Origin of the sequence: Rhodococcus sp. IEGM 1306 (assembly GCF_036541985.1) — a bacterium.
GTDB classification, from domain to species: domain Bacteria; phylum Actinomycetota; class Actinomycetes; order Mycobacteriales; family Mycobacteriaceae; genus Rhodococcus_F; species Rhodococcus_F qingshengii.
Window position 1 is genome coordinate 90,508 of record NZ_JAZHFF010000010.1, and the last position, 25,116, is coordinate 115,623.

The following is a 25,116-nucleotide window of genomic DNA, read 5'->3' on the forward strand; positions in this document are numbered from 1 at the left end:
TTCATTCCTCCCCGTTCGTTGAGCCGGCACCGTTCATTTCGTAGGCACCAGACAAGGCGACTACTTGCTGCCAGACGTACTCGAATCGCTCCGCCGCGAACGTGGGGCGCCGAATAGATGCGAGTGCCAACCGTTGCTGATCTTCACTGGCGCTGGGTTTTCCGTACAACTCCACCGCTGCAGCACTGAAGTCGCGGACCAGGACATCGAAGATCTGATCCAGCACCCCACCGCTCCGCTGTCCCTCGTCCAATCCCAAGATCTCGGCTTGTTCGAGGATCAGCTGGCCGTAGACGACGAGGGTGAAGAGTTCGGTGATCGCAAGGCCGAAGTCCAAGTCGACCTGCTGCGCCGCATCCGGTGCAGCTTCGGCTAGAAGGGTCACGAGCGCTTCTGCCTGCTCCACGAACAGTGCAACGTTGGGAACATCCGCAAACTTCGCGTATACCGCTCGCCAGTCGTCGAATCGAACCTTGGACAACCCCCGTGCCGGGCCCTGACGGAACAGGAACTCGTCGTCGGCTGCGTCGTTACGCGTCGGAATCGCCGGAAATGACTCGGGGGCAAAGAGGTACGCCGGCATGAACTTGGCGATCAGGGCGAGATTGACGGCGACGGTCCCCTCGAGCTTGGGCAGCCCGTCGACATCCATCTTGGCCACCGCGAGGTAGCTGTCCTTCTCGAAGCCCTTTGCCGCAGCGATGTCGGAGAGCAGTCCGATCACCTTCTGTGCCTCGGTTGTCACCTTCATCTTGGTGACGGGATTGAACAAGAGGTAGCGGCGGTCCTCGGGCGATGCGGTGCGGAAGTAGTCCACCGCACGATCCGAGAAGAGCCTCATCGCCAGCAGGCGCGCGTACGCGTCGACGAATTCACGTCGTACGTGTGGGAACGCCGTGACGGGATTGCCGAACAGGATTCGATTGTGCGCGTGGGTAATCGTCTCGTACAAGGCATGAGTCGACATACCGATTCCGCCGAAACACAGGTTGAATTTTCCGATGTTCACGGTGTTGAGTGCGGCACTGAATGCTGCCTCGCCGGTATGCAGGATATCCTCTGCCGCAACGGGATAGTCGACGAGTGAGAACTCCGCTACGTACATCTGGGCCGGAACGATGTTCTTCACCACGGTGAATGCCGGATGGTCCGAGTCGGCGTAAAAGAAGACGTACTGATCAGTGCCCTCCACTCCGTCGACACGGCCGAAGACAGAGACCGTGTTGGCGCAGTTGCCATTTCCGATGTAGTACTTCGAACCGCTGGCCAGGTACCCGCCGCTGCCGTTGGGCGTCAAGACCATGTCCGTGGAGTAGACGTCCGCGCCATGCTCTTTCTCGGACAGTCCGAATGCCGCAACGCCTCCGGAAGCCAAAGCGGAAGCTGCTCGCGCCCTTGCCGTCTCGTTGTCGCTCTGCCACACCGGCCCGAGACCGAGGATGGTCACCTGCCACGGGTACCAGTAGTTGAGTCCGTAGAAGCCGAGGATCTCGGACAGCGCGGCGATACGACTGGTATCCCAGCGCTTGTCAGAGTCGCCACCACTGTCGCGGGCGGGCGTCAGAAGTGTGGCGAACAGACCTTCCTTCGCCGCGAAATCGAGGAAATCGGAGTAGAAGATCTTGTCGTGATAGTCGGCCAGGAGTCGGTTCTTTCCACGCGCCTCGAACCAGTCGACGGTCGCGCCCAGCAGTCTCCGCGTGGTCGCGTCGAACTCCGGCCGATCGTACGTGGAGGGATGGAGCAGCAGATCATTCGGCACTAAAGAGGTCGACGCTGTCATAGCGGTTGTTCTCCTCGAGATCTCGGCAGAGGCGCCTCACTGAGCACCATTCGAATACAACGCCACCGTAACAATTGCAGACGATGAATACAACGGTTGCGTATTATTCACGAAGAAGTGGCAGGCAGATTAGGGTGAGAGCGGAGGTGATGCACACGATGACCAGGTCACAAGCTGACGCAACGGATACACCGCGGCGCAAGTACGCCCCTCGCATGGCGCCCGAGCAACGTCGCGAGCAGCTCCTCGACGCAGCATTCGAGGTCACCGGCCGCGTTGGCCTGCACAACCTCAGCATGGAATCCGTCGCTGCCGAAGCCGGTGTCGGCAAGCCCGTCCTCTACACGATTTTCGATACCAGGACCGATCTCGTCGCTGCACTGCTGCGCCGCGAGCACGAGCGAGCCATCGCTCAGGTGCTCGAAACCATGCCGACAGATCTGAGCGAACTCGGCCCAGCGGCGTCGTACACCGGGACCGTCGGCGCCTTCGTCGACGCCGTACTGGAGAACCCGACGCGCTGGCGCCTGATTCTGACGTCTGTCGAGAACGCCCCCAGCGAGTATCACGGCTTGTTGAAGCTCTCTCGCGGAGCTGTCTTCGCCCGCGCCGAAGAACTGGCCCGCGCCGGGATTGCCCTCGAGTCGAAGCTCGAAGGCCTTGATCCGGTCCTCCTCGCACACACCATGATGTCGTTCGCCGAAATGCTCGGACGACTGGCCGTCAGTCACCCCGAAACCTATACCCGAGAACGACTTTCCAGTTTTGCCGTGGCTCTCGCACAATCGGTCGGACGTTAGCGGCCGACTGAAACCTGTCGGTCGGATCTGCTTCAATACACGCATGACATCACCATCGATCGAACCGCTGCAGCTCTTCGAAACGTCTCCGGGCAACTGGTCACTGATGCTCACCGACCAGCATTTCGGCAAGGTGGCATCGATATTCGAGCAGGTAGAGGGTTTCGAAGGCTCCGGTTACGACTGGGCGTCGGTCGCCCACGCAGTGGTAGGCCGCGATGCACCGCATCTGGAGGGCCGCTTCGGCACCGATCCCGAAGCGGGCATGTTTGTTGCGTACGGCAGCGACAACGGAGCTCTCGGTGAGCTCGGAGCGCTACTCGTCAAAGCGTATTCGGATGCCGAGTACCTCGGTGGCCTGGTCGCCATTTCCGAACTCGACTAGAGCGCCTGTCGAAACGACACCGGCCCCACACCTAGGTGCGGGGCCGGTACCGAACGAAAGATCTAGCCGACCAACAGCTCGGCAATCTGAATCGTGTTGAGCGCGGCACCCTTACGCAGGTTGTCGCCCGAAACGAAGAGCGCGAGTCCGCGTCCCTCCGGGACACCCGGATCCTGACGGATACGACCGACCAGCGACGCGTTGCCACCGGCAGCGGCCAGCGGCGTCGGAACCTCGACCAGCTCGACGCCCGGAGCGTCGGCGAGGATCTCCTTGGCGCGAGCAACCGAGAGCGGGTTGGCGAACTCTGCGTTGATCGCGAGCGAGTGCCCGGTCACGACGGGAACGCGCACGCACGTACCCGAAACCAACAGATCGGGAAGTCCGAGGATCTTGCGGCTCTCGTTGCGGAGCTTTTGATCCTCGTCGGTCTCGCCGCTTCCGTCGTCGACCAGCGAACCTGCGAGAGGCAGGACGTTGAACGCGATGGGGGCGACGTAGTTGTTCGGGGCCGGGAAGTCGACGGCACTGCCGTCGTGAACCAGCTTCTCCGCGTCTCCGACTACGGCGCGCACCTGGCCGAGGAGTTCCTCGACGCCGGCGATGCCGCTACCGGACACGGCCTGGTAGCTGGAGACGATCAGACGCTGCAGACCCGCTTCGTCGTGCAGAACCTTCAGCACCGGCATCGCTGCCATGGTGGTGCAGTTGGGGTTCGCGATAATGCCCTTGACCAGGTTCTTCGTGTCCTGCGGGTTGACCTCGCTGACCACGAGGGGAACCTCGGGATCCTTGCGCCATGCCGAAGAGTTGTCGACAACGGTCGCGCCGGCAGCAGCGAAGCGCGGAGCCTGGGCGCGCGAGAGCGTCGCACCGGCTGAGAACAGGGCGATGTCGATGCCCTTCAGGTCCTCATCCGATGTGGCGGCCGCATCCTCGACGATGATCTCTTCGCCGCGGAAGGGCAGCTTCTTACCGGCGGAGCGTGCAGATGCGAAGAACCGCACCTTGTCCGCGGGGAAGTTCCGCTCTTCGAGCAAAGTGCGCATGACGATGCCGACCTGACCGGTCGCACCGACAACAGCGATAGTCGTCATGAGAAATTACCGTCCCGTTCCAGCGTGTACTACTGCTTCTTCTTCGCCACCGAGCCCGAAAGCGTCGTGGATGACACGTACAGCGTCGTCCAATTCGGTGTCCTTGACCAGCACTGAGATGCGGATCTCAGAGGTCGAGATGAGGTCGATGTTGATGTCTGCCTTGGCCAGCGCCTCGCAGAACGTGGCGGTGACGCCCGGGTGGCTCCGCATTCCGGCGCCGACCAGGGAAATCTTGCCGATGTGGTCGTCGAACAAGATCTGCGTGAAGCCGATGTCTTCCTGACGCTTGGTCAGGATCTCGACGGCGCGGGGGCCGTCGGCCGTCGGAAGCGTGAAGGTGATGTCCGTCTTGTTGGTCTCCACCTTGGAGATGTTCTGCAGCACCATGTCGATGTTGATCTCGGCATCGGAGACTGCGCGGAACACCTTGGCAGCGTGTCCCGGTGTGTCCGGCAATCCGACAACGGTGATCTTGGCTTCGCCGCGATCGTGCGCGACTCCGGTGATCAGGGCCTCTTCCACAGGAATGTCCTCCATCGATCCGGACACGATTGTTCCGGGCTTGGTGGTGTATGACGAACGGACGTGCACAGGCACGTTGTAACGACGGGCGTACTCGACGCACCGGAGCATGAGCACCTTGGCACCACACGCTGCGAGTTCGAGCATTTCCTCGAAGGAAACCGTCTCGAGGCGGTGAGCGTCGGGGACGATGCGCGGATCGGCGGAGAAAACGCCGTCGACGTCGGTGTAGATCTCGCAGACGTCGGCGTTGAGTGCAGCTGCCAACGCCACGGCAGTGGTGTCCGAGCCACCGCGTCCGAGCGTCGTGATGTCCTTGCTGTCCTGGCTGACGCCTTGGAATCCGGCGACCAGAACGATCGAGCCTTCGTCCAGCGCAGTGCGAACACGGCCCGGCGTGACGTCGATGATCTTGGCGTTTCCGTGGCTGCCGGTCGTGATGACTCCGGCTTGTGAGCCCGAGAACGAACGAGCTTCGGCGCCGAGGGAGTGAATTGCCATCGCTACCAAGGAGTTGGAGATGCGCTCACCCGAGGTCAGCAGCATGTCCATTTCACGGGCCGGCGGGGAAGGGCACACCTGCTGAGCCAGATCGAGCAGCTCATCGGTGGTATCGCCCATCGCTGACACCACGACGACGACATCATTGCCGGCCTTCTTGGTCTCGACGATCCGTTCAGCGACTCGTCGGATGCGCTCGGCGGTTGCCACCGAGGATCCGCCGTACTTCTGGACGACGAGAGCCACGCGTTTCTACCTCCAGGTCGAAATTGTTTACAGATACCAGAGGTCGAGCTTACCGAGGTGGTCCTGGGACTTCCCGATGCGTACTGCTGTTCGCCTCAGATCCGCGCGGGATCAGTTGCGAGATCCGCGATCGCATCAACGTCGCAGAACGCGAGCCACCGGCAACGTAACCGACCACCGTGACGGCAACTCCGCAGGCGAGAAGCACGCGGATACTGCTGACCAGCGAAACTGCCAGCGCGTCGTACACCGCGACTGCCGCCTCAGATGACGGTATGTCTGAATTCTGTAAATAGACCCGCCGCACGACGGCCAGCGCCACCAACAGGGCGATCATCGCCACCGCCGTCGCCAGCCCGACCAGGGACAGTGCGCGCATTCTCCTCGGCGCAACTGCGACGGCCGCGATCGCACAGGCCAGCGACACCCACGGCAGCCAGGCCGCTGCCCGGTCGAGAGTGTTCGAGAGGTCCTGGGCCCGCACCAGCTCGTCGGATTGCAGGATCTCGAACTGCGGATCGAACGTCGGAAGACGATCGACGACGGTGAATCCGCGATCGCGGAGGTTCGTCCGCAGTTCTGTCATGATCGGCTCGAGGGACAAGGTGACTGTTCCGCTGTCGTCGGACCGAACGATGCCGTCGGTGGCTCTGCCGGTCACCATCGCAGCAAGTTGCGCGTGCGCCTGACGGTTGGCCGCGGTCCAGAGCGTCGCGAACTGGTCGCTGGAGACCAACGACTGAGCCGCCTCCCGAACGAGTCTCTCGGCTTGTCTCGTCACCACCTGCGGAAACCGGTCCAACCGCTGCGTCAGTTCCTCGGTCAGCCGATCAACGACAGCCGCTTGGACAGCAGGTTCGGAAGCCAACGGGGCAACCGTCTCGACGTAACTGTCGGTGTCGTTCACCTGGGTGTGGACGAACAGCGCGAGCACCGAGCCGGCAGCACCGAGACCAGCGAGAACGATCAGCAGTGAACAGACGATCCAGCGGATCGAGCGCATCACGTGTGCTTGGCGCGCGCCGGTCGAATCTTCGCGGTGATGTGGTGAATGCGGTGATCGTCAGCGGGTATCCGGAAGGTCTCGGTAACCCGAACGGTCATCAGGTTCCGCCCGAACAACCCGGCGTCGAGGAGGTAGTCAGCCGTCAGGTCGTCCCCGTCGACCGTCCACTCCACCTCACGAATGTCGCGGATCACGCGATACTGAGGACCTCCGGAAAGGCTGCGCCGCAAATGATTCCCCGAAAATCCGGTCTTGAGCCCGACCTCGTGGCGTACCGCGTCCGGAGCCAGCGGTACGGAACTGCCATCGTGACTGCGGAGCGCGTCGAGGTACGTGCTCGCCACGGCGATTCGGGGATCCATGGACGACAGTCCACCATTTTCGGGGCCGAAACGGCAGCACAATTCGGCGACAAATTGGACATGAGGGCGAACCCCACCGATTTCTCGCGAAATCCAGGAGTAGAGTGCTGTGCATGCAGCGCGCACTCCTTCTTGGTTGCCGCGACGGGGTCTGATCCAGACTGGCCTCCCGCCGCGGGGTTTTTGTGCGCCGGTCGACCAAGCCTTCCGGACTCATGGTCTTGACCAACAGGTCAACAGGCCGGGTCCACAATCCTGGAGATCACACCCATGTCCCCCGCTGACGCATTCACCACCGGCACTCGCACCATCACCCCGCCCACGAAGCCGGCACCGTCCGACCAGCCTGCGTGGAACACGCAGAAGAACTCGTCGATGCCGACGTTCCGCTACCGCCCGTTCGCCGAAGAGGTCGAGACGGTCACGCTGCCCGACCGCACCTGGCCGGACAAGATCATCGACCGAGCACCCCAGTGGTGTGCCGTTGACCTGCGCGACGGCAACCAGGCGCTGATCGATCCGATGAGCCCGGCGCGCAAGCGTCGTATGTTCGATCTCCTGGTTCGTATGGGCTACAAGGAGATCGAGGTCGGCTTCCCGTCCGCGAGCCAGACGGACTTCGATTTCGTTCGCGAGATCATCGAGGACGGCGCCATCCCGTCCGACGTCACCATCCAGGTGCTGACGCAGTCGCGTCCCGAGCTGATCAAGCGCACGTTCGAGGCCTGTGAAGGTGCCGAGAACGCGATCGTGCACTTCTACAACTCCACCTCGATTCTGCAGCGCCGCGTCGTGTTCCGCGCCGACAAGGACACGATCAAGAAGATCGCCACCGACGCCGCCGAACTGGTCCTCGCCGAGTCGAAGAAGTACCCGGACACGAACTGGCGCTGGGAATACTCGCCCGAGTCCTACACCGGCACCGAGCTCGAGTACGCCAAGGAAGTATGTGACGCCGTCACCGAAACCCTGGGTGCGACGCCGGCCAACCCGGTCATCCTGAACCTGCCCGCCACCGTCGAGATGGCTACACCCAACGTGTATGCCGACTCCATCGAGTGGATGCACCGCAACCTGGCCCGCCGCGATTCGGTCATCCTGTCGCTGCACCCCCACAACGACCGCGGCACGGGTGTCGCTGCAGCCGAGCTGGGCTACCAGGCCGGCGCGGACCGCATCGAAGGCTGCCTGTTCGGCAACGGTGAGCGCACCGGCAACGTCTGCCTGGTCACTCTCGCTCTGAACATGTTCACGCGCGGCGTCGACCCGCAGATCGATTTCTCGAACATCGACGAGATCCGTCGCACGGTCGAGTACTGCAACCAGCTGCCCGTCCACGAGCGTCATCCGTACGGCGGCGACCTGGTCTACACCGCGTTCTCCGGCAGCCACCAGGACGCGATCAACAAGGGCCTCGACGCCATGAAGGTCGACGCCGACAGCCAGAACTCCGACGTCGACGACATTCTCTGGCAGGTCCCCTACCTGCCGATCGACCCGAAGGACGTCGGCCGCAGCTACGAGGCCGTCATCCGTGTGAACTCGCAGTCCGGCAAGGGCGGCGTCGCATACATCATGAAGGCCGATCACGGTCTGGTGCTGCCGCGTCGCCTGCAGGTCGAGTTCTCGCAGTCGGTCCAGAAGATCACCGACGGCGAGGGCGGCGAGGTCTCGCCGAAGGAAATGTGGGACGTCTTCCACGAGGAGTACCTCGCTCCCATCACCCCGCTCGAGCGCATGAAGCAGAAGGTCACCGCGTCCGAGGAGGACGGCGGCACCGATGCGATCACCGCGATCGTCAAGGTGAACGGCAAGGAGCAGGAGATCTCGGGTACCGGCAACGGCCCGCTCGCTGCCTTCGTCGACGCGCTGGGAAGCATCAACTTCGACGTTCGTGTCCTCGACTACTCCGAGCACGCGATGTCCGCCGGTGACGACGCCCAGGCCGCGGCCTACGTCGAGTGCGCCGTGACGGGCCCGGAGGGTCAGAGCACCGTCGTCTGGGGTGTGGGTATCGCCACGTCGATCACGACGGCCTCGCTGCGCGCTGTGGTCTCGGCAGTGAACCGCGCCAGCTGACACTCAGCTCCCGACTCGTGAACAATCCCTGGCCTCACCCGATTTTCGGGTGGGGCCAGGGTCGTTTTCAGAGCACTGAAGATTTTCGGTCGATGTTTTCGATTCGGCATGACATTGGTCCCGAAAGAGTCGGTTAGCGAAGTTAACAAAAAGAATTCACCCATCGAGGATGATGCAGACGCCCCGTGCGCGTGAGATAGTCAGCTCAGACAAATCCGACTTGTGAAATGGAGCTCGACAATGGATTCCTTTTGGGACTTCCTCTGGCTGATCATCATCAGCTTCGCGTTCATCGCGTACTTGATCCTGCTCTTCTCGATCATCACCGACCTGTTCCGCGATCACAAGACCTCTGGCTGGGTGAAGGCAATCTGGATCGTCTTCCTGTTCTTCATTCCGCTGCTCACCTCGCTCGTCTACCTGATCGTTCGCAGTGACGGAATGGCACAGCGGTCCCTCGAGGCTGCGCAGCAGGTCAAGAACGCGCAGGACAGCTACATTCGTGAGGTTGCCGGAAAGTCCCCGGCCGAATCCATCGCAGATGCAAAGGCACTTCTCGACGCCGGCACCATCAGTGAAGAAGAATTCGCAGCACTGAAGGCCAAGGCTCTCGCCTGATACCGGCCCTCACTAAGCGACCCTCACTAAACCGTGAGGATTGCACTACCGAAACGGGAGCGACACTAATCGTGTCGCTCCCGTTTTGTGTTCATTCACCAACAGCTGCTCATTCACCGACAGCCGTTCATTCACCAACGGCCCTTCATTCACCGACAGCCTTCATTCACCGACAGCACGCGCGACGTCACGAAAGGCGTCGAGCACGACTCCGATAGCCGGACTGCGGTTGGCGTGTAACCGAGTTGCCAATTCATAAACTCGTGCAGCGCGCACTCCCGCCACCGGTTTCCTCGACACTCCGGGATGCGTGATCGCGTATCGCGGCATCAAAGCCACGCCGTGGCCCGCCGCCACCAGTTCTTCGATGACGCGGAAATCGTTTATCCGATGAGCGACGCGAGGCTGGACGCCGGTTACCGACGCAACCGACAGCAGAACGTCGTCGACCGGAAACCCGCCGCGCACGCTTATCCAGTTCTCGTCGGCCAATTGTTCCAGCCGGACCGAATCCTGCTCGGCGAGTGGATGATCAGGCCGCAGCACCAGATCGATCGGTTCACGCATCAGCGGTTGCACGCTGACCCGGGGAAACGACGTCTCGGCTCCGCGTTCGTCACGGTGAGTGAGGATCACATCGTGATCGGCCAACAGCCCAGGGACGGCGGACGCCGGTTTGTCGACGTCGTAGGCGTCGATGTCCACGTCCGAGTTCTTCAGCGCCGTCAGGACACCGGGCAGCAGGAGCGCCGCGCCGGAGGGAAAGAACGCGACTCGCACCTTTCCCCGCGGCGAGCCTCGGTACGACGCCATCTCGTCCGCCGCCCGGTCTAGCGCCGCCACCACGTCGTCGGCGCGAAGCACCAGCGCTCTGCCCGCATCGGTGAGGCGCAGCGTGCGCCCGTCCGGTTCGAGGAGCGAGACCCCCGCTTCTCGTCCGAGGATCTTGAGTTGTTGCGAGACGGCGGACGGCGTCATCGAGAGGGCGAGAGCAGTAGCGCCGACGGTTCCTCGGTCGGCGAGCTCGCGGAGGATTCGCAAGCGCGTGGCATCCATACGGTGACGAATATCCATGTAGCAAAACTACATGGATAGTGCATCTATATTCGCTTGTTCTGATGCTTCGTAAGGCTCACGATTAACGCATGACTCCCCGCGACCGTCTCCTCGGCCTGACCGTGATCGTCTTGTGGGGTCTGAACTTCCTGGCCATTCGCGTCGGCCTGGATCATTTCCCGCCGTTCTTCTTCGCAGCGCTGCGGTTTCTGATCATCGCGATTCCGGTGGTCATCTTCGTGCCGCGTCCACAGGTGCCGCTCCGCTGGCTGCTGCTCTACGGATTCGGTTTCGGATTCGGCCAGTTCGTCTTCCTCTTCTGGGCGATGCATTCGGGGATGCCGACGGGTCTCGCATCACTGGTCCTGCAGTCGTCAGCACCGTTCACCGTCCTATTCGGCGCGTTCCTGCTCCGCGAGAAGCTCAGCGTCTGGCAGGTCTCCGGTATCGCCGTCGCCGTTGGCGGGATGTCCTTGATCGGCTGGGACCGCTCGCACCACGCGGCACTGCTGCCCGTCATCCTCACGCTCCTCGGCGGCCTGTCCTGGGGGTTCGGCAATCTCGGCAGCCGCTTGGCTGCGGCGAACACCGGTGGCGAGCCTGCACCGATGCGCTTGATGTTGTGGATGTGTGTCATCCCGCCGTTACCGATGCTCGCTCTGTCAGCCGTGGTCGAAGGCCCCACAGTCGGCTGGCACGCACTCGGCACCGCATTCAGCGCCGACGCCTGGCCGTCGCTGGTCGGGCTGGCCTACATCATTCTGCTCGGCACCATCGCCGGATCCGGGCTCTGGACGATGCTCATGGGCCGCTATCCCGCCGGCATGGTGGCGCCGCTCTCCTTGCTGGTGCCAGTCGTGGGAATCGGCGCGTCCTGGCTGTTCCTGCACGAGGATCCGAGCCCGTTGTCACTGGTCGGGGCGGTCATCGTGATCGCCGGAGCGAGCGCCGCACAGATGAGACGTAAGCCCGCGAACACTGTTTTCTCGGACACACCTGCAGCCTCACCACCGGCGCGACTCGGCGTCTGACGACGCCCTGTGCCAAACTCGGGCCGTGGGAACTGGACTATCGATCACAGCGCGCGGAAAGCTCGCCATGCGAGCTGCCGCAGCAGCATCTTGGGCATCGCAGAAGGCCGGTCGCGGCAAGGGTTCGATGATCGGCGGGCTGATCGCCCTCAAGATCGACCCGACGCTCATGACTCAGCTCGGACGCGGCAAGCGCACCGTCGTGGTCACCGGCACCAACGGCAAGTCGACGACCACGCGTATGACCGCCGCAGCGCTCGCGACACTCGGTGACGTCGCCACGCAGGCCGACGGCGCCAACATGGATGCCGGGATCGTGGCCGCCCTGGCCGCGCGTACCGATGCGACGCTGGCGGCACTCGAGGTCGACGAACTGCACGTCCCCCACGTAGCCGACGCCGTGAACCCGGAAGTGATCGTGCTGCTGAATCTCAGCCGCGATCAGCTCGACCGGGTCGGCGAGATCAACATGATCGAACGGAAACTGCGCGCGTGCGTCAACGCGCATCCGAATGCGGTGATCGTCGCCAACTGCGACGACGTACTGGTCACCTCCGTGGCATACGACGCCACCAACGTCGTGTGGGTTGCTGCCGGCGGCGGTTGGGCCGGCGATTCCGTCAGCTGCCCGCGCACCGGCGAACCCATCGTGTGGGAGGGAAAGCACTGGCGCAGTACCGGTTCCGACTTCGCGCGGCCCGAGCCGACCTGGTGGCTCGACGACGACAATCTCTACGGCCCCGACGGCCTGAAGATTCCGATGACGTTGACCCTCCCCGGAAAAGCCAACCGCGGCAACGCAGCTCAGGCCGTAGCGGCTGCAGCGGCTTTGGGTGCAGATCCGGTCGGGGCAGTTGCTGCCGCGTCGACGGTTCAAGAAGTCGCGGGTCGATACAGCACCGTCGAGGTCGGACCGCACTCCGTTCACATGCTGCTCGCGAAGAATCCCGCCGGCTGGCAGGAAGCGCTGTCGATGATCGATCCCACGGTGGACGGTCTGGTCATCGCGGTGAACGGTCAGGTGCCGGACGGCGAGGACCTCTCCTGGCTGTGGGACGTGAAGTTCGAGCACTTCGAAGGTGTCAAGGTAGTGGCCGCCGGTGAACGCGGAACAGATCTGGCAGTTCGCCTCACGTACGCGGGCGTCGAGCACACTCTCGACCCGGACCCGTTGCGCGCCATCGCTTCCTGCCCTCCCGGACGTGTGGAGGTACTGGCGAACTACACGGCCTTCCGTGACCTCAACACTGCCATCGCGAAGGAGTCTCGCAATGTCTGACTCGACAGTTCGCATCGGTCTGGTACTCCCCGACGTCATGGGCACCTACGGCGACGGCGGCAATGCCCTGATCCTGCGTCAGCGTCTACGGATGCGCGGCTACGACGCCGAAATCGTGGACATCACCCTCAGCGATCCGGTCCCCGATTCGCTCGACGTGTACACGTTGGGTGGCGCCGAGGATTCCGCTCAGCGCCTCGCCACGCGTCACCTCGCGAAATACCCTGGCCTGCAACGTGCCGCCGAGCGTGGCGCACCGGTTCTGGCGATCTGCGCTGCCATTCAGGTGCTCGGCAACTGGTACGAAACCTCCAGCGGCGAACGCGTCGACGGTGTCTCGATGCTCGACGTCACAACCTCGCCGCAGGAGAAGCGTTCCATCGGCGAAGTCATCACGAAGCCGCTGATCGACGGACTCACCGCGCCCCTCTCAGGTTTCGAGAATCACCGCGGCGGAACAACTCTGGGTAGCTCAGCCTCTGGATTCGCACGTGTCACCCATGGTGTCGGAAACGGCGTCGGCGACGGATTCGAAGGCGTCGTGCAGGGTTCGGTGATCGGGACGTACATGCACGGACCCGCTTTGGCTCGCAACCCCGAACTCGCGGACCTCCTGCTCATGCGCGCCTTGGGTGTGAACGAGCTTGAACCCCTGCATCTGCCCGAGGTCGACAAGCTCCGCAAGGAGCGACTCGCGATTCGCTGACCCGGTTCAGACGGTTTCGGATTTGCCCTCGGTCAGAATCAGTTCCACGGCCAACAGCGCGGCGCAGGCCAGTCCCGCGACCAGTTCGGGCACCGCGGTGTAGGTACCACCGAGCACGACGACTATCGCGACCGAGAACGGCACGAGGGTGCGTACCGAGGAGTCGTGTAGTCGAATGTGGATGAACCACAAGGCGGCAAGGATGACCGCGACCGGAACGGTGACGGCAGCACCCGTCACCAACGCGCTGCCGTCACCGTGATGAGTCCAGAAGTCGACGCGCGAGGCCAACCCCGCACCGATGGCGGCAGCGGCGGCGAAGATGAAGTAGTGACCGAACCCCCAGACGAAGGGTGAGACGTTGTCACCGCCGATCACTTCGCCTGCATTGCGTTGGAAGTACAACCACCACAGGCTGAAGACAATCAGAATGCCGCCGATCACGACGTAGGTGACCTGCGCTGCCGGATGCTCACCGTCGACCGCGTCCTGAATCGCGATGGTGGTCGAAAGGATCGTCTCGCCCAGAACGATGATGAAGAACAACGAGTACCGCTCCGCGATGTGATGCGGGTGCCACGGCGTCATGCCCGGCTTCTCCGACCAGATCGGTACCGCGAATTCGCACAGAACCAACACCAGGAACGTCGGGACGTAAACGGCGGACGGCACGAAGTAGAAACCGATCCAACCGATCTGGACCAACACAATTCCGAGAGCGTATCGACGCGCCGTGAGCGCATGTTCGGGGTCGTTCCGCGAGACCCTGAGCCATTGGATGACCAGGGCTATTCGCATGATGACGTAGCCGACGATGATCAGCAGGGCGTCGTCGTTGAAGAAGCGGACGATGCCGGCTGCAAGGACCAGCGATCCGAGGATCTGGAAGATGGTCAGCAGCCGGGCGATTCCGTCGTCGTTGTCGTACGCCGAGGTGAACCACGTGAAATTCAGCCACGTCCACCAGATCGCGAAGAAAGCCATCGCGAAGTGCCCGACGCCCGAAGCCGCATGCCCTTCGCTGATCGCGTGGTGCAGACCGGTGGCCGCTTGAGCGACCGCCACGACGAAGCAGAGGTCGGTGAGCAGCTCGAGCGGCGTCGCCACCCGGTGCGGCTCGTGCGGGTCCCGCGGAACCAACGGCCTGATGAACGAACTGGTGCGATTCACGAAGGGCAGAGTAGCGCGATGATTGCCGACGCGCTGCCCGTGACTGGAACCTGCGGACTCAGATATTCACGCCGACGCCCCGATCTGGGCTCGGATCTCCAACTGATCGGCGAGTTCGGCGCCTATCGCCCCCGCGCTCCCCAAAGTGAAGGCGATCTGCCGTCCCCACAGGAAATAGCGGTGAATCGGATAGTCGACATCCGCGCCGATTCCGCCGTGCATGTGCTGGGTCGCGTGCACCACGCGCAAACCGCCGCGCGACGCCCACCATTTGGCGACCAGCGCAGCCGCTTCCGCTTCACTCTCGACTCCGCTGTCCATCAGCCAGGCAGCGCGGTGGGTGGTCAATCTTGTGCTCTCGGTGTCGAGGTACGCGTCGGCGGCCCGGACGGCAACTGCCTGGTTGGTCGAGAGTGGACGTCCGAATTGCACTCGCTCGGAGGTGTATTTCGCCGTCATCGCCAGCGCTTCCTCGCAGACGCCGGTAGCCAGGGCCGCCAGAGCGACCCGCGCACGTCGTAACGTCCAGTCTCGAACCACCGCGCCGTCCGCGGGAAGTGCGTCAGCTGCAGTAACCGCAACCCCGTCGAACTGCACAGCGCTGTTGCTCTCGCGGTTCGTCACCGCAAGCGGTGTACGCACCAGCGCGTCCCGGTCCGTCGGCACGATCATCACGGTGACACTGCCGTCCGGCATCGTCACCGGAACCACCAGTGCGGCAGCGAACTCGGCGGCCGGTACGGAGTCGACGTGGCCCGACAGAACCCAGCCGTCAGGAGCCGGCTCGGCGCGAACTGCCGTCTCGGCGTTGTAACCGGTGTCGAAGGCGCCGGTGACGATCACCGAGCCGTCGAGCAGTCCCGGAAGCCACGACGCTTTCTGCTCCGTACTGCCGAACTCGGCAATCGGCAGCGCTGCCGTCGAAATCACCGACCAGAGCGGCACCTGGGCGACCCGGCGGCCTTGTTGTTCGAGCACCGCTGCCAGGCCTAGCATTCCGAGTCCCGCTCCCCCGACTTCCTCTGGCAGAGGAATTCCCAGAACGTCGGAGTCGGCGAGGAGCTTCCACAGTTCGGCGTCGAAACCGCCGGCGCCCTCCACTTCCCGCAGGCGGTCCACTCCGGACTTCGCCGAGAAGATCGATTCACTCAGATCCCGCACGGCGGACAAGTTGTCGTCGAATTCGAATTCCATGTCAGCTCTTTTCGTTCTGTGCAGCGGGCCGGCGACGCGCAGCAAGCGCCATGCCCAGACATTTTGCGGCGACAATTTCACGCATCACTTCGTTGGTACCACCGCCGAAGGTGTTGTTCTGGGCGCGTCGACCCAGGTTCTCGACCCGCCCTTCCAATACCGCTCCGGGTGTGCCGGGGCGCAGTAAGCCCTTGGCGCCCAGCACTTCCTGCAGCATGCCGTACGCACTGACGACGGCTTCGGTACCGAAGATCTTGGCCGCGGCCGAATCCCCGCCGCCCAAGGTGTTGGCGGCGACGTCCGCCACCAGTCGCAGGTTCATCAGGTCGGCAGCACTGAGCAGCGCGTAGACTTCCGCCAATTTCTCACGTACCCAGCCGATGTCGTAGACGTGGCCGTCACCGGCGGGCTCCGTCTTTGCCCACTCGACCACCTCGGCGAAGAGTTCGTTGGCGATGCCACCGCGTGCGGCCAGGGCAACACGTTCGTGGTTGAGCTGGTTGGTGATGAGCTTCCACCCTTGATTGAGCTCACCGACGACATTGGTGATCGGTACCCGAACATCTTCGTAATAGGTGGCCGAAGTGCTGATTCCACCCACGGTGTGAATTTCGGTGACCGAGAAACCCGGCGAGCTGGTCGGCACCAGGACCACGGAAATACCCTGATGCGTCGGCGCGTCAGGATCAGTACGAACGGCAAGCCAGACCCAGTCGGCAAACACACCGGCACTGGTGAAGATCTTGTTGCCGTTGATGACAAGCTCGTCACCCTCGATGCGGGCGCGTGTTTCGAGTGCCGCGAGGTCGGTGCCCGCATTGGGTTCGGTGTAGCCAATGGCAAAGATCAACTCGCCCGCCAGGATCGGACGCAGGAAGAAGTCCTTCTGAGCTTGCGTCCCGTGCTTGATCAGAGCGGGTCCGACGGTGTTCAGCGTGACCAGCGACAGCGGCGCATTGGCGCGAATCACCTCGTCGTAGAACACGTACAGAGCTTCGGGGTTCTCGCCCCGACCGCCGAATTCCTCCGGCCACCCCAAGCCCAGCCAACCGTCTTTACCCATCCGGCGCAGGATGCGATCGAAGACGGGGCCGCCTTCGGTCTGATCCACGAGAGCACGGCGGTCTTCGTCGTTGATGATCTCCGCGAAGTACGCCCGCAATTCCTTGCGCAGAGTCTTCGACTCCTCCGACAAATCCAAGTACATGGTGAAACTCCTAAGATCTACGAACGCGGCAGGCCGAGTACGCGCTGCGCGATGACGTTGAGTTGAATTTCGACGGTTCCGCCGCCGAACAGAATCGAGGGAAGTCCGATGTGGTCTATCGCGTAATTCGCCGACGGGTCGACAACGGCGGCACGAGGTCCGAGCAGTCGCAACAGATCCCGCGAGCCCTCACGCTGCGCCAGGGCGTTGTACACCTTCGACACGCTGATCTCGGAGCCCGGTTCCTGACCCGCCAGTCGCGCCGACACCCCGCGTAGATTCATCGCGGACAGTGCCAACTCACGAGAGATACTGCGGCCGAGGCCCTCCACTGCGTCTTCGCGAGGGCAGTCGTGGCTCGCGTCGGCAATAACCTGACGGAACAGCCGACTCGAACCGTGGTGCAGCGTGCTGCCCATACTCAGGCGTTCGTTGGACAGCGTTGTCGCAGCAAGCTTCCACCCTTGCCCCGGCTCCGCCACCAGGCAGTCGTCCGGGACGAAGACGTCGTCGAGGAATACCTCGTTGAACTCCGACTTACCGGTGGCTTGTTTCAGCGGACGTACGTCGATGCCTTTCGAGGTCATGTCGACCAGGAAGTACGACAGCCCACGATGTTTCGGAGCGTCGGCGTCCGAACGCGCCAGGCATACTCCCCAATCGGCCTCGTGCGCGCCCGAGTTCCACACTTTCTGACCCGACAGGACCCAGCCACCGTCGACCTTGCGCGCTTTCGTGCTCAGACCGGCCAGGTCTGATCCCGCGCCCGGCTCACTGAACAGCTGGCACCAGATGATGTCGGCGCGCAGCGAAGGCTCGACGAACCTGTCCTGCTGCTCGGCGTTGCCGTGTTCGAGAATCGTGGGCAGCACCCATTCCCCGATCACCGTGGACGGTTGAGCCCAACCTCGCATCGCGAATTCGTGTGCGATGACGGCCTGTTCTCTCGGTCCTGCTCCCAGCCCGTACGGCGCCCGATAGTGCGGGGCAACCAGTTTGGCGTCGGCAAATCGGGCGCGTCGAGTGCTCCCCTTGGCCGGCGCCCAACTGGCGCTGGTGGTTCCGTCGTCGGGCAGCAGCGCAACCTCGTCCAGAACCCTGCGAACCTGCTCTCGTAGTTCAGGCAGCATGTCCGGGTCGACAAAGGAGAAATCCCGTTCCGAATCGGCAGACCGGTCTCCCAACGTGTGTGCCCACTTCACCTCGGAACCCGCCACCGCAGCGATACTGATTGCCCGGCGCCAGTACAGATGCGCGTCATGCTCCCAGGTGAATCCGATTCCGCCGAGCAACGTGACACATTCGAGGGCGTTCTCGATGCCGACGGGCAAAGCGGCCAACGCAGCTTGAGCCGAGACAAGTCTGTGCTGATCCTCGCCTTGCTCTTCGGACCGAGCGGCGTCCCACGCTGCGGCACAGGCAATCTCGGAGCGGACCAGCATCATGGCCGCCTTGTGCTGAACTGCCTGGAAGCTTCCGACCGGACGGCCGAACTGCTGCCGGGACTTCACGTAGTCGACCGCGGTGCGTAGCGCCCACCCGGCGATACCGCTCGCCTCCGCAGCCAACACCGTGTTGACGATCAGTTCGACTCGGTGCGCCTCGAGACCCTCGACGATCAGCCCAGCGTCGACCTTGTGATCGGTCAACGTCAGCGTCCCGATCGAGCGTGTCAGATCCACTCCGTCTTCGACCTCCACCGCAGCGGAAGACGACTGCTCGAGCCGGAACCACAACTCGCCGTCGTCGCTGTTCGCTTGCACGAGAACGACATCGGCTCCGGGTAGACCTAGAGCCGGGTCGGCAGAACCGCTCACGGTCCACCCTGCATCGCTGCGAGCCGCGCGCAATCCCACGCCGGTGCAGACTGCTCCGGTTGCGCCGGTGGCCAATTCGATCAGCATTGATTCCGCAGCCGGGCCGGCAGCTTTCGCGAGGATCCCACTGGCGATGACCGTCGGAACGTACGGTCCCGGGTAAAGCGCATCACCCAATTGCTCGACTACCACCGCCAGTTCGGCAAGCCCTGCCCCGTCACCGCCGTACTGCTCCGGCAGGTGCACTGCGTGCAGTCCCTGACGGACCAATCCATCCCACGAGTCCGGCCGATCACCGGCGGCGTACCGCTTGACGTTGCTCCGCGTATCGGCGATTCCACCGAAGCGGTTCGCGAATGCGGCTACCGCTTCCGCCAGGTCACGGTGATCTTCGAGCAGGGGCAGTGCCATGGCAGGTTCCTCAATCTTCGGTTCTTGTCAGATGCGTTCGAGAATCAGGCAGGTTGTTGCGGCGGACGCGCAGATCGCGATCAGTGCGATGGACTTGTCCCGACGCTCCAGTTCGTCGATGACATTGGCCAACAGTCTGATTCCGGTTGCACCGGCCGGGTGGCCCAGCGCGATTGCACCACCGTTGACGTTCAGCAATTCGGGATCGACGCCGTGAACCTGCGCGAACGACATCGGTACCGAAGCAAATGCCTCGTTGACCTCGAACAGGTCGATGTCGTCGATCGTCAGACCGGTGCGGCCGAGCACGATGTTTGCCGCGTCCACGGGACCGTCGAGCATGAACTCGATGTCTCCGCCAATGACGCACTGCGCCAATATCTTTGCCCGCGGCCGCACCCCGAGCATCCTGGCTCGATCCTCGGACATCAGCAGAGCGGCACTCGCACCGTCCGAGACCTGCGAAGACGTTCCAGCGGTGTGCAATCCGCCCTCTTGAACGGTCCGCAGTTTCGCGAGTCCTTCGAGACTCGATTCGCGCAGACCCTGATCCCGATGAACCGGAGCGTCAGAGCCCGGAGCGACCACATCGATGATGTGCGAGTCGAAGCGTCCTGCCTCCCATGCTGCTGCGGCTCGCTGCTGCGAGCGCAGCCCGAAGGAGTCGAGATCCTCGCGGCTGAAACCGCGCTTGACAGCAATCCGATCCGCTGCGGTGTACTGGTCGACGGTATCGAGTGACCACGACTCCGGACGTGGTGTTCCGAGGCCGGTACCCACCTTGTAGGTGAGTGGTGCCCGCGACATCAGTTCCACACCGCACGCCACACCCACGTCGACTGCACCGATGGCAATCTGCCCGGCAATCAACTGCACCGATTGCTGCGCGGTTCCGCACTGCGCGTCGATCGTGGTGCAGCCCGCTTCCAACGGAAGGCCCGCATGCATCCAGGACGTACGCACGATGTTTCCGAACTGCTCACCGAGAGGCGTCACACAGCCGCCGATGACCTGGTCGACCGCGCCAGGATCCACGCCCACCCGATCCAGCACGCCTTTCTGCGCATAACCCAACAGTTCCGCCGCGTGGACTCCGGACAGCCAACCCTCACGCTTGCCGAACGGCGTTCGTGCTGCGTCCACGATGACGGGCTTCATGCCAACTCCTCGGTTCGTAATGCTGGGTTCTCCGGTAATGCTGCGCCGTCCAGACCACGCACGGTCAGGGACCACTCGTCGATCAGGTCCAAGCTGACGCTCGAGCGCGCGGTGAACTCGGTGTCGCAATCACACAGCGCTGTGACCGCTTCCACCATTTCTTCCATAGATTCGACCTGATCCGGCCGGATAGTCTCACCGACCAGGACTCTGGCGCCCTCACTGAGCACCGCTGCCCGCGGTTGAACCGTGTTGACGCGAACCCCCTGGCCGTAGAGTTCCACGCCCATGCCGTTGCTCATCCTGTTGAGCGCTGCTTTGGACGCGCCGTACACGGTCATGGCAGTTCCCGGTTCGACCCACGAGAACGGCGGGCCATGCCACGGTTTGACGGTGCCACTGGACACGTTCACGATCCAGCCGTATCCGTTTGCCACCATCCCCGGCACCACGGCTTGCATCAGATCGAGCGGTGCATGGACATTTGCCTCGAACATCAACCGTCGCCGCCGCAGTGGGTAATCCGAGAGCGGCTGATAGATCGCCGCTGCCGCGTTGTTCACCAGGATGTCGATCGTCCCGCCAAGCTTCTCGATCGCCAGCGGCACAACGGTGTCGCGCTGCTGCTCGTCCGTCAGATCTGCGACAACTATCTCGACTTTGTTTCCGTACTTGGCAATTCGAGCCGCAGTCTCTTCGAGACTGCCCGGCAGGGTTGCGTGTGCACCGAGCGTCCGGGCCACGAGAGCGACGTCAGCGCCTTCCGCTGCCAGCCTCTCTGCGACGCCTGCACCGATTCCGCGGCTGGAACCGGTGACAAGCGCTCGGCGTCCTTCGAAGCGATCGGTCATGCTACTTCCACTTCGCGGCGAAGCGATTGATGCTCTCCGCAATCCGAGCAACTTCGTCGTCACGCAAACCGTGGCTCATGCCGAGTGTCATGCCGCGGGCAAAAACTGCGTCCGCTTCCGGCAAACCTTCGGCCGGCTGGCGAAATTCGATGTTGTTCATCATGGGGTGACGAGTGACGTTGCCGCTCCACACGGTTCGGGTGTCGATGCCGTCGGCCTCGATGGCTTCCTGCAGGTCGCTGCGCGTGAAGGGGGCGTTCTCGTTGATCATCACCGGGTAACACAGCCACGCCGTGTCGAGACCGTCGAGTTCTACCGGCGTCGTGAAGAATTCAGGATGGGCGCCGTATGCCGCCGAGAAGGCCGCAAATGTTGCCTTACGCGTCTTGTAGTTCTGTTCCAGCTGTCGAGCTGCACGACGCCGTAAGCTGCGCCGAGTTCGGAGGGCTCGAAGTTCCACGACATGAGCTCGAAGATGAAGTCGTTGTCGTAGTCGACGCCGTCGAGTTCTTCACGGAAGACTCGGCCGGACTTGGTACTGCCGAACAGGTTCGGCTCGCTACGACGGCCCCAGCGGCGAAGCAGCAAAGCCTTGTCACGGCTGGCTTCGTCGTCGACGCACACCATTCCACCGGTTCCCGCGCACGTGATGATGTGTGCCATCGAGAAACTGGTGACGACGATGTCCGCCCGAGACCCGGTGGGAGTACCGCGGAGCGTGGCGCCGATCGCGTCACACGAATCCTCGATCACTTTGAGTCCATGGCGATCAGCGATATCACGAATGACGTCCCAGTCCGGGCAGTTGCCGGCGAGGTTCGGCATCAGGATGGCACCGGTCTTCTCGGTGACCATCGCCTCGATCTTGGTGACGTCGACGTTGAACGTGTTGGGTTCCACGTCCACGAACACCGGCACCAGACCGGCACGCACGATCGGTGCGATGTCGGTGGAGAACGTCAACGGCGACGTGATGATCTCACTGCCGGCAGGCAGTCCGAGCAGCTCGACTGCCAAGTACAAACCCGAGGATCCCGAGTTGCACATGACGCCGAACTTCTTGCCGGCCAAGGCCGCGATACGTTCTTCCATCTCGAAGACGTTCTTGCCGATGCGCAATCCTTGATGCCCGCTGCGCAAGACGTCGACAACAGCCTGTATTTCTTCCTCGCCGTGGGTGGCCCTGGCGTAGGTGATCCGCTCGCTCATCTTGTTCCTGCTTTCTCGAATAGGCGGCAGATTCAGCGATCTGCCGAGAGGACGAGCGCACTGTGCGGGACGGGAGAGCCGCCGGTCACGAGCACGTTGTCCAGAGTTTTGGTCGGTTGATTGGTGGAGGTGCCGCGGATCAGGCGAACACCTTCGGCAATACCGTTGACGCCGTGGATGTATCCCTCACCGAGTTGACCGCCGTGGGTGTTGATCGGCAGGCGACCATCCAGCTCGAGATTGCCGTCGGAGATGAAGTCTTTTGCCTCGCCCCGACCGCAGAATCCGTACTCCTCGAGTTGAAGCAGAACCATCGGGGTGAAAGCGTCGTAGAGAATTGCGGCATCGATGTCGTCCGGCCCGATACCGGCCTGGTCCCACAGTTGGCGCGCCACGAGTTCGACTTCCGGCATGCTGTCGATGTCGTCTCGGTAGTAGCTGCTCATCGAAATCTGTTGCGGACCTACACCTTGCGCAGCGCCACTGATGACCGCAGGTTTGTGCGGCAGGTCGCGGGCGCGCTCCGCACTGACGATCACCAGCGCCTGTCCGCCGTCACTTTCCTGGCAGCAGTCGAGCAGGCGGATGGGATCGGCGATCATGCGTGAGTTCTGATGGTCCTCGATAGTGATCGGGCGTTCGTAGAACCAGGCCTTGGGGTTGTTCGCCGCATGCTTGCGTGAGAGGACCGAGATCTGGCCGAAGTCGGCGCTTGTTGCCCCGTACTTGTGCATGTACAGCTTGGCGAGGAAGGCTTCCTGCTGCGCCGGGGTCAGAAGCCCGTACGGGTTGATCCAGTTCCGATACTCCTGGTCCGTCGACGCGTTGTACGCAAAAGGTGGCGGGCCGGCGCCGAATCGGTGACCTGATCTTTCGTTGAAGGCACGGTAGACGACCACAACGTCGGCAACTCCGCTGGAGACGGCAAGCGCTGCTTGTTGAACCGGTGCGCAGGCACCGCCGCCGCCGTGTGGAATTCGACTGAAGAACGTCAATTCCGGGATCCCGAGGGCGCGTGCGACCGCAATCTCAGGATTGTTCTCCATGGTGAACAGCGCAAATCCGTTCACCTCTTCTGCCTCGATGTGAGCGTCGTCGAGTGCGGCGATCACGGATTCGCACGCCAACTGCCATTCGCTGCGGCCGGAGTTCTTGGAGAACTCGGTTGCGCCGATTCCGGCGATGGCTGCTTGCCTCGAAAATCCTCGTGTCATGCGATTACCCTTTCCACCGGTTCGAGAGTCACGTCGGCCGTCACGTGTGTTCCACGGGCGTTTTTCCCGAGAACCGTCACGGTGAGCGCCCGGCCGTCTGTGGCGGTGACCTCGTCGGTGAATGTCATGGTGTCTCCGGGAAAGTTCGGAACACCAAGCCGTAGTGATGTTTTGACGATCCGTGATGCCGGGCCGGACCAGTCGGTGATATAGCGGTCGATGAGCCCGTTGGTGGTGTTGATGCTCATGAAGATGTCGGGAGTTCCGCGATCCTGGGCCTTGCCCGGATCGTGATGCACGTCCTCGAAATCCTGAGAAGAGATCGCAGTGGCGACGATCAGCGTTCGGTCCAACGGCAATTCGAGGCTGGGGAGGACCGAACCCACTTCGCAGTCAATCAGTTTCGTCATTGCACCGAACCCCGTCGCCTCAGTTGCGGCAGCATCTCGCCGTGAGCGTGCTCGGAGAAGGTCACTTCGAGTTCCAAGCCGAAGTCGAGTTCCTCGTGATCGATCCCCGCGATGTCGGCAACCAGACGCGTGCCTTCTTCGAGATCGACGAGTCCGACGGCGAGTGGGTACTCGAAAGCAGGATCCTTCGGGTGATGGATGACCGTGAAGCTGTGCAACGTGCATCGCCGCGTGGATTCGACTGTGTCCCAACTGAACGAGCGACATTCCGGGCACGCGGGTGCGGGTGGGTGGCGCAGTGTCTTGCAATCCCCACACCGTTGGATCTCGAGGCGACCCTCTTTGGCCGCGGAGAAGAAGAAATCGTTGTCGTCGGTGACGGTCAGTCTCGGAACAGCGGTGTTGCGGGAGCCAGTCTCGCTCATGCGATTACCTCCTGGACTTCGAGTTGAGTATCTGTCTGGGCATCTGGTTTGAACCTGAGCAATCGAAAGCGCTCTTCGACCAACGTCTTTCCGTCCTGGTCGACGTACTCCTTGAACAGAGTGATGAAGCACCCGTGACCGAGGGCAGTCTGTTTGAACGGCGAGATCGCTTCGATGGTGAAATGCGCGGTGACGTGGTCTCCGGGGCTCAGCTCCGCGAAATACTCCTGCTCGACGTTGGTCGCGACAACGGACGTGTATCCGGCCTCGTCCAACAACGCCAGCAGTCGTGAATACGCGAAGTCCTCGGAGACTCCGTCGGCACGAAGTTGCTGGACCTGCCGATAACGTCGGTAACCCGCCATCACCCAGGTCGAGATCATGGCGGGCGGACAGACGACGTCTCGACGACCGGTACTGCGGGCGGCCTCGGCGTCGACGTAGATCGAGTTGCGGTCGTCGTGCGCCTCGACCCAGTTGCGGATCATCGCCTCGTTGACGGCGTAGCGGGCGACGCGGGGTGGTTCGGCCTCTGCGCCGATGAAATTCGGAAACTGCGTCTGCAGGCTCTGCACT

At 62.7% G+C, this 25,116-nt stretch carries 23 protein-coding genes and 1 pseudogene; 7 read left to right on the forward strand and 17 right to left on the reverse strand.

Annotated elements, in window-relative coordinates; translation table 11 throughout:
- Window position 1: 1 nt before the first annotated feature.
- Window positions 2–1,783: an acyl-CoA dehydrogenase gene (locus tag V3587_RS24720; RefSeq protein ID WP_283377299.1), complete on the reverse strand. Its 1,782-nt coding sequence runs from the start codon at window positions 1,781–1,783 to the stop codon at window positions 2–4.
- A gap of 149 nt (window positions 1,784–1,932) precedes the next feature.
- On the opposite strand from V3587_RS24720, the gene V3587_RS24725 reads away from it, so the two are divergent.
- Window positions 1,933–2,583 carry a TetR/AcrR family transcriptional regulator gene (locus V3587_RS24725; RefSeq protein WP_283377321.1) on the forward strand — a complete coding sequence of 217 codons (651 nt, stop codon included), beginning with the start codon at window positions 1,933–1,935 and terminating at the stop codon, window positions 2,581–2,583.
- Window positions 2,584–2,626: 43 nt separating this feature from the next.
- The gene (locus V3587_RS24730) at window positions 2,627–2,968 is read left to right on the forward strand and encodes an Imm51 family immunity protein (protein ID WP_283377300.1); all 342 of its coding nucleotides are present in this window, start codon (window positions 2,627–2,629) and stop codon (window positions 2,966–2,968) included.
- 62 nt (window positions 2,969–3,030) lie between these two features.
- On the opposite strand, the gene V3587_RS24735 is transcribed toward V3587_RS24730, so the two are convergent.
- The 4 genes from V3587_RS24735 to V3587_RS24750 are packed head-to-tail and all read right to left on the reverse strand — an operon-like array spanning window position 3,031 to window position 6,705.
- Window positions 3,031–4,065, reverse strand: a complete 1,035-nt coding sequence (locus V3587_RS24735) for an aspartate-semialdehyde dehydrogenase (RefSeq protein WP_042447794.1) — start codon at window positions 4,063–4,065, stop codon at window positions 3,031–3,033.
- Window positions 4,066–4,071: 6 nt separating this feature from the next.
- Entirely contained in the window at window positions 4,072–5,337 is a 1,266-nt protein-coding gene (locus tag V3587_RS24740; RefSeq protein ID WP_283377301.1) for an aspartate kinase, read from the reverse strand.
- 49 nt (window positions 5,338–5,386) lie between these two features.
- A complete protein-coding gene (locus V3587_RS24745; RefSeq protein WP_283377302.1) occupies window positions 5,387–6,340 on the reverse strand; it encodes a hypothetical protein in 954 nt (317 codons plus the stop codon).
- On the reverse strand, window positions 6,340–6,705 hold the full coding sequence (locus V3587_RS24750) for a hypothetical protein (protein ID WP_003943492.1): 366 nt from the start codon (window positions 6,703–6,705) through the stop codon (window positions 6,340–6,342). The genes V3587_RS24745 and V3587_RS24750 overlap by 1 nt, the downstream gene beginning before the upstream one ends.
- A gap of 270 nt (window positions 6,706–6,975) precedes the next feature.
- Between V3587_RS24750 and leuA the strand changes: the two genes are divergently transcribed.
- A complete protein-coding gene (gene leuA, locus V3587_RS24755) occupies window positions 6,976–8,784 on the forward strand; it encodes a 2-isopropylmalate synthase (RefSeq protein WP_003943488.1) in 1,809 nt (602 codons plus the stop codon).
- A 240-nt stretch (window positions 8,785–9,024) separates the two neighbouring features.
- The gene (locus tag V3587_RS24760) at window positions 9,025–9,402 is read left to right on the forward strand and encodes an SHOCT domain-containing protein (RefSeq protein ID WP_003943489.1); all 378 of its coding nucleotides are present in this window, start codon (window positions 9,025–9,027) and stop codon (window positions 9,400–9,402) included.
- A gap of 162 nt (window positions 9,403–9,564) precedes the next feature.
- Here V3587_RS24760 and V3587_RS24765 read toward each other — a convergent pair whose 3' ends face one another.
- Entirely contained in the window at window positions 9,565–10,458 is an 894-nt protein-coding gene (locus V3587_RS24765; RefSeq protein WP_003943476.1) for a LysR family transcriptional regulator, read from the reverse strand.
- 89 nt (window positions 10,459–10,547) lie between these two features.
- On the opposite strand from V3587_RS24765, the gene V3587_RS24770 reads away from it, so the two are divergent.
- The 3 genes from V3587_RS24770 to V3587_RS24780 are packed head-to-tail and all read left to right on the forward strand — an operon-like array spanning window position 10,548 to window position 13,474.
- Window positions 10,548–11,489 carry an EamA family transporter gene (locus V3587_RS24770; protein WP_283377303.1) on the forward strand — a complete coding sequence of 314 codons (942 nt, stop codon included), beginning with the start codon at window positions 10,548–10,550 and terminating at the stop codon, window positions 11,487–11,489.
- 25 nt (window positions 11,490–11,514) lie between these two features.
- Window positions 11,515–12,768: a Mur ligase family protein gene (locus V3587_RS24775; RefSeq protein WP_003943457.1), complete on the forward strand. Its 1,254-nt coding sequence runs from the start codon at window positions 11,515–11,517 to the stop codon at window positions 12,766–12,768.
- Window positions 12,761–13,474: a type 1 glutamine amidotransferase gene (locus V3587_RS24780; protein WP_007731510.1), complete on the forward strand. Its 714-nt coding sequence runs from the start codon at window positions 12,761–12,763 to the stop codon at window positions 13,472–13,474. The genes V3587_RS24775 and V3587_RS24780 overlap by 8 nt, the downstream gene beginning before the upstream one ends.
- A gap of 6 nt (window positions 13,475–13,480) precedes the next feature.
- Here the strand turns inward: V3587_RS24780 and V3587_RS24785 are convergent, their stop codons facing one another.
- The 11 genes and pseudogenes from V3587_RS24785 to V3587_RS24835 all read right to left on the reverse strand — a co-directional run bounded on the left by V3587_RS24785 (window position 13,481) and on the right by V3587_RS24835 (window position 25,115).
- Window positions 13,481–14,644, reverse strand: coding sequence for a low temperature requirement protein A (locus tag V3587_RS24785; RefSeq protein ID WP_047271595.1), 1,164 nt, complete (start codon window positions 14,642–14,644; stop codon window positions 13,481–13,483).
- A 66-nt stretch (window positions 14,645–14,710) separates the two neighbouring features.
- Window positions 14,711–15,838, reverse strand: a complete 1,128-nt coding sequence (locus V3587_RS24790) for an acyl-CoA dehydrogenase family protein (RefSeq protein WP_058227094.1) — start codon at window positions 15,836–15,838, stop codon at window positions 14,711–14,713.
- Window position 15,839: 1 nt separating this feature from the next.
- On the reverse strand, window positions 15,840–17,045 hold the full coding sequence (locus tag V3587_RS24795) for an acyl-CoA dehydrogenase family protein (RefSeq protein WP_047271591.1): 1,206 nt from the start codon (window positions 17,043–17,045) through the stop codon (window positions 15,840–15,842).
- 17 nt (window positions 17,046–17,062) lie between these two features.
- Window positions 17,063–19,273, reverse strand: coding sequence for an acyl-CoA dehydrogenase (locus V3587_RS24800; protein WP_283377304.1), 2,211 nt, complete (start codon window positions 19,271–19,273; stop codon window positions 17,063–17,065).
- A gap of 27 nt (window positions 19,274–19,300) precedes the next feature.
- Window positions 19,301–20,431: a steroid 3-ketoacyl-CoA thiolase gene (locus V3587_RS24805; RefSeq protein WP_007731522.1), complete on the reverse strand. Its 1,131-nt coding sequence runs from the start codon at window positions 20,429–20,431 to the stop codon at window positions 19,301–19,303.
- Window positions 20,428–21,282, reverse strand: coding sequence for an SDR family NAD(P)-dependent oxidoreductase (locus V3587_RS24810; RefSeq protein WP_007731524.1), 855 nt, complete (start codon window positions 21,280–21,282; stop codon window positions 20,428–20,430). The genes V3587_RS24805 and V3587_RS24810 overlap by 4 nt, the downstream gene beginning before the upstream one ends.
- Before the next feature lies 1 nt (window position 21,283).
- Window positions 21,284–22,491: pseudogene (locus V3587_RS24815) on the reverse strand (DegT/DnrJ/EryC1/StrS family aminotransferase).
- Window positions 22,492–22,523: 32 nt separating this feature from the next.
- Window positions 22,524–23,705 carry a lipid-transfer protein gene (locus V3587_RS24820; RefSeq protein ID WP_042447777.1) on the reverse strand — a complete coding sequence of 394 codons (1,182 nt, stop codon included), beginning with the start codon at window positions 23,703–23,705 and terminating at the stop codon, window positions 22,524–22,526.
- Window positions 23,702–24,115 (reverse strand): acyl dehydratase, encoded by a 414-nt coding sequence (locus V3587_RS24825; protein WP_283377305.1) that lies wholly within the window; start codon window positions 24,113–24,115, stop codon window positions 23,702–23,704. Before V3587_RS24825 ends, V3587_RS24820 begins: the two co-directional genes overlap by 4 nt.
- Window positions 24,112–24,540, reverse strand: coding sequence for a Zn-ribbon domain-containing OB-fold protein (locus V3587_RS24830; protein WP_047271580.1), 429 nt, complete (start codon window positions 24,538–24,540; stop codon window positions 24,112–24,114). The genes V3587_RS24825 and V3587_RS24830 overlap by 4 nt, the downstream gene beginning before the upstream one ends.
- On the reverse strand, window positions 24,537–25,115 hold the full coding sequence (locus V3587_RS24835) for an FAS1-like dehydratase domain-containing protein (RefSeq protein WP_283377306.1): 579 nt from the start codon (window positions 25,113–25,115) through the stop codon (window positions 24,537–24,539). The genes V3587_RS24830 and V3587_RS24835 overlap by 4 nt, the downstream gene beginning before the upstream one ends.
- Between the last annotated feature and the right edge of the window lies 1 nt (window position 25,116).